A 4,849-nucleotide genomic window follows, 5' to 3' on the forward strand; every position below is an offset into this window, starting at 1 on the left:
GTCGATGCCGGCGCCGGGGTCGTCGGCGAGGGCGGGGGAGACGCCGATGCCGGTGAGGGTGAGGCCGAGCACGGAGGCGGCCAGTATCTGGGTGGTGCGGGTCATTCGCATGGGGTGATCACTCCGATTTATGAGGGGGCGGGGCCGGCCGGCTGTTCGGCCGGCCGGCCCCGGTTGTGCTGTGGCGGTGGGTCAGCGCGTGCGCGTCGTCACCGCCGTCGCGGTCAGCTGCAGCTGGCCGCGGCGTAGGCCGCGTCGTAGGACGTCGTGACCTGCTTGCCGCCGATGGTGGCGGTGCCGGTCACGGTGGCCTTGCCGGCGGCGACCTGGGCGGTCCGGGTGTTGAAGGACTGGTAGGCCTGCTTGCCCGGGGCCACGTCGGTCACGGTCTTGTTGCCGAACGCGGTGTTCAGCGTGATCGTGGCCGGCGCGTCGCCGTCGTTGACGGCGGTGACCGCCAGGTAGGCGGTGGTGCCGATGCAGCGGGTGGCCGCGGTGACGGTCAGCTTGACCTTCGGCGTGGCGATCGTCAGCTTGAGCGACTTGGTCGCCTCGACGTTGCCGGCCTTGTCGGTCGAGCGGTAGGTCACCTCGTGCTGGCCGTCGCCGGAGACGGTGACCGGGGCGGTGTAGGCCGTCCAGGCGCCGCCGTCCAGCGCGTACTCGGTCTTGGCCACGCCGCTGCCGCCGGTCTCGTCGACCGCCTTCAGCGTGACCGTGACCGGACCGGTGAACGAGCCGTTGTCCGGCTGGGCCGGGTCGGTCGTCGCGGTGGTCACCGGAGCGGTCTTGTCCTCGCTACCCGCCTTGATCAGCTTGAAGTAGTCGAACTTGACCGTCTTGGACGCGCCCTGGTTGGTGCCGATGGTGTAGACGCCGACCTTCGACGCGTTCGCCACGGCGCTGTTCTTCACCACGGCGACCGCGCCGCTCGTGGTGAGGTCGGTCCAGGTGGTGCCGTTCGCGGAGTAGGCACCGGTGAAGCTGTCGCCCACCTTCTTCAGGCGCAGCCAGTACGGGCCGGCGGTGAGGTTGTTCACCTGCGGCTGCGGGTTCTGCACGGTGCCGCCGACCTCGCTGCGCAGCTCGATCGTCCGCGCCACCGTCGACCCTGCGGCGTTGGTGGTGAGGAAGTCGAACTTCACGTAGTTGTCGTCGTCGCCGTAGACGATCACGCCGCCCTGCTGGTACTGCTCGCTGAGAGCAGAGCCGTCGACCTTGGTCTCCAGCGTCCAGTCACCGCTCGGCGCCGTCTGCAGGATGAAGTTCTTCGGGCCGCTGTTGGTGGTCCCGTAGATGTCACCCGTCGTGGTGTCGAGCTCCAGGTTGCCACCGGTCACCCGAGCGGCCGTCGCGTCGTAACGCACGTTCTGGGTCCAGCGGCACTTGTCCAGCGAGGTGCCGTTGAAGTCGTCGTCCGGCGTCGGCGCGGTCGCCTTGTCGTCCGGCGTGATCTGGAACCAGTCGAAGGCCGCGTCCACCACCGGGTGGTTGGCCCCGGCCAGCGAGATCAGGCCGATCTTCGGGTTGGAGATCCCGGCGAGCGGCTTGGTCTCCGACATCGCCGTGAAGTTGGTGCCGTCCGAGGAGTAGTGCGCGGTGATGTTGGTGCCGTCGCTGATGAACCGCACGTACACCGTGTCGGGGTACGCGTCCCCGAGCTGGGCCGTGTTGCTCGCCGTCACCTCGTTCGGTGCGCCCTTGTCCTCCCGGATGAACTGGAAGACGCGGTTGGCGTGGTTCGACCCGTTGGTCGACCGGCCCTGCAGCACCATCTTGGCGTAGTTGTCGTCGTCACCGTAGATGACCAGACCGGCCTGCTGGTAGGCGTCCTGCGCCTTCAGCGTGAGCTTGGCGGTGGCCGTCCAGGCGCCCGCCGGAGCCGGCTGCACGACGATGTTCGGCGTGTTGTTGGTCGTCTGGTAGATGTCGGTCGTCGAGGTCGGGATGATCAGGCTGCCGTCGGCGACCCGCAGGTCCTGGTTCTCCCGGATGACCGACCAGCGGTCACGGTCGAGCTGGGTGCCCAGGAAGTCGTCGGAACGGCCGCTGAAGCACACGATGGCCGGCGCGTCCACCTTGATCTGCACCTGAGCGCTGGTTGCGGCGCCCTTGGCGTCGGTCACCGTCACCACGGCGGTGTAGGTGCCCGGCGCGGTGTAGGTGTAGCTCGCGTTGGCCGTGGTCGGCTGCGGCGCGCCGTTCACCCCGAAGTTCCACTTGTAGGTGAGCGCGTCGCCTTCGGGGTCGGTGGCGGTGGTGGTGAAGTCCACCTTCAGCGGCGCGATGCCCGTGGTCGCGTTCGCGGCCACCGACACGGTCGGACGCTGGTTCTCCGAGGCGCCCTTGCCGATGAAGTCGACCCAGTTGAAGTTGAGCAGGAAGGCGTCGTTCGCCGCGCTCGCCGGCTTGCGCACGACGAAGTACAGCGGGCCGCTCGTGACCGGCGGGTTGGTCAGGTTGAGCGTGACGTCCTTGAACGTCTGCCAGCCGCCGGTGTTCGCCACATCGACGGAGCCGATGAGCGTTCCGGTCGCCGGGTCACCCTGCCGGACCTGGATGGTCCCGCCGGTGGTGTTCGACGAGACGCGGAACCGGATCGCGCTGATGTTGGTCAGGTTGATCGGGTCGAACGACCACCAGTCGCCGTCCTGGACGTTGGCGATGTTCTTGTTGCCACCCGCGGTGTCGGTCGTGTCCTCGACCGCGACACCCGCGGCGTCGGTGCCGGTGCCGCCGGTGACCCGGCCGGTGGCGCTGAAGTGCTCGGCCTGCTTGCGCTTGGGCTGCAGGATGACCTGACCCCGCCCGGTGAGCGGCTTGGCCGCCCCGGCGCCCTTGTCGGTGTAGCTGGCCTCGATGACGTAGAACAGGTTGTCGTACTCACCGTGGCCGGACATGGCGGTCTGCACGACGGCCTCGCAGCCGGTCGTCTGGTCGAGCGGGTGACCGTGGGTGTCGTGACCCAGGATGGACTGGATCTGCACCTTGCTGCAGTCGACCGTGCCGTCCTCGGCGTCGGTGACGGTGACCTTGAACTTCACCTGGTCGCCGAACTCGAAGAACGAGCCGTTCGGCGGGAGCTCGACCTTGACCTCGGGCTTGGTGTTGCCCGCGTTGATCACCACGCTCGCCTTACCGGTCAGGCCGTCGGAGTTCGTCACGGTGAGAACCGCGTTGTACTCGCCGGCCTGGGTGTAGGTGAAGGTGGGGTTGGCGGCGGTGGAGTCGGTCGTGCCGTCACCGTTGAGGTCCCAGGCGTAGGTGATCGCCTTGCCGTCGGGGTCGCGCGAGCCGTCGCTGCTGAACTTGACGGTCAGCGGCGTCGGGCCGTCGGTCTTGTCGGCGGCGGCACGCGCCGTCGGGGGACGGACGCCCTTGACGTAGTCGATGCGGTAGACGCCGGAGTCGGCGTTGTCGCCGCCGAAGCCCGAGCCCCACTCGATCAGGTAGAGGGCGCCGTCGGGGCCGAACTTCATGTCCATGGGCTTCTTGAAGCTCAGGGTCTGAAGGATCCGGTTCATCTCGACGAGCTTGGTGCCGTCCTCGTTGAGCTGGAACGACCACATGGCGTTGTTGTTCCACTCGCCGAACATGGCCTTGCCGTCCCAGTACGCCGGCCACTTGTTCGTCGCCGTGATGTCGGGGTTGTAGCGGTAGACCGGGCCGCCCATCGGGGCGCCGCCGCTCAGCTCGGGGAAGTTGTTGGCGTCGACGGCGTAGTGGTACCAGACCGTGGCCGGGATCACCGGCGGCAGGTTGGTCAGGCCGGTGTTGTTCGGCGAGTCGTTGACCGGAGCCGCGCAGTTGAACGCCGAACCCGACTGCTTCGTGGCGAAGTTGTAGTCGATGAAGGGCGTGTTGTTGCCGTTGCAGTACGGCCAGCCGTAGTTGCCCGGCTTGGAGATAAGGTTCCACTCCACCGTGTTCTGCGGGCCACGCGTGGCGCTGGCGGAGTTGGCGTCGGGGCCGTACTCACCGAGCATCACGTTGCCGGTCTTGGGGTCCATCCCGATCCGGAACGGGTTGCGGAAGCCCATGCCGTAGATCTCCGGCTTGGTCTTGTCCGTGCCCGGGGCGAACAGGTTGCCCGACGGGATCGTGTAGGTGCCGTCCGCCTCGGGGTGGATGCGCAGCAGCTTGCCGCTCAGGCTGTTGGTGTTGCCGGCGGAGCGCTGGGCGTCCCAGCTGGAGCGGCCCGACTGCTCGTCGATCGGGGTGTAGCCGTCGGAGTTGAAGGGGTTGGTGTTGTCGCCCGTGCCCAGCCAGAGGTTGCCGGTCTTGGGGTCCATCACCAGGCCGCCGCCGTGGTGGCAGCACTCGGCCCGCTGCACCGGCACGTCCAGGATCTTCTTCTCGCTCGCCAGGTCCAGGGTGTCCCCGTTGACCGTGAACCGGCTCAGCCGGTCGACGTTCTCCGAGCCCGTGGGCGAGTAGTAGAGGTAGATCCACTTGTTCGTCGCGAACCCGGGGTCCAGCGCCATGCCGAGCAGGCCGCTCTCGTTGGCGGTGAACACGTTCAGGTGCGCCGCCGTCACGGTGCCGCCGCTCGGCTTGATGACCTTGACGTCACCGAGCCGGTCGATGTAGAAGACCCGGCCGTCCTTGGCGACGTCCAGCATCATCGGGTTGCTGGTGTTGTCGTCGAGGGTGACCTTCTCGTAGCTGCTGCTCTGCGAGGCCGAGCAGTCGGCCTTCACGGCGCCCGAGGCGGTCTTGATGCCGCCGAGGAGCAGCTTGAGGAAGTTCGCCTCGCTGTAGTTCTCCTTCAGGTGGCCCAGGCCGGTGTACCACGAGCGGCCACCGTCGTAGTCCTGACACCACGTGTTGGGGTGGTCGGCGCCCATCG

Annotated in this window: 1 protein-coding gene; it reads right to left on the reverse strand. The window is 67.8% G+C overall.

The annotated features are described in order from the left end of the window. Nucleotides 1-224: 224 nt before the first annotated feature. On the reverse strand, nucleotides 225-4,849 hold a 4,625-nt coding region (locus HHX37_RS35275; RefSeq protein WP_182888168.1), incomplete at its 5' end, for a PQQ-dependent sugar dehydrogenase.

Source organism: Microbispora sp. H10885 (assembly GCF_014161415.1).
GTDB classification, from domain to species: domain Bacteria; phylum Actinomycetota; class Actinomycetes; order Streptosporangiales; family Streptosporangiaceae; genus Microbispora; species Microbispora triticiradicis.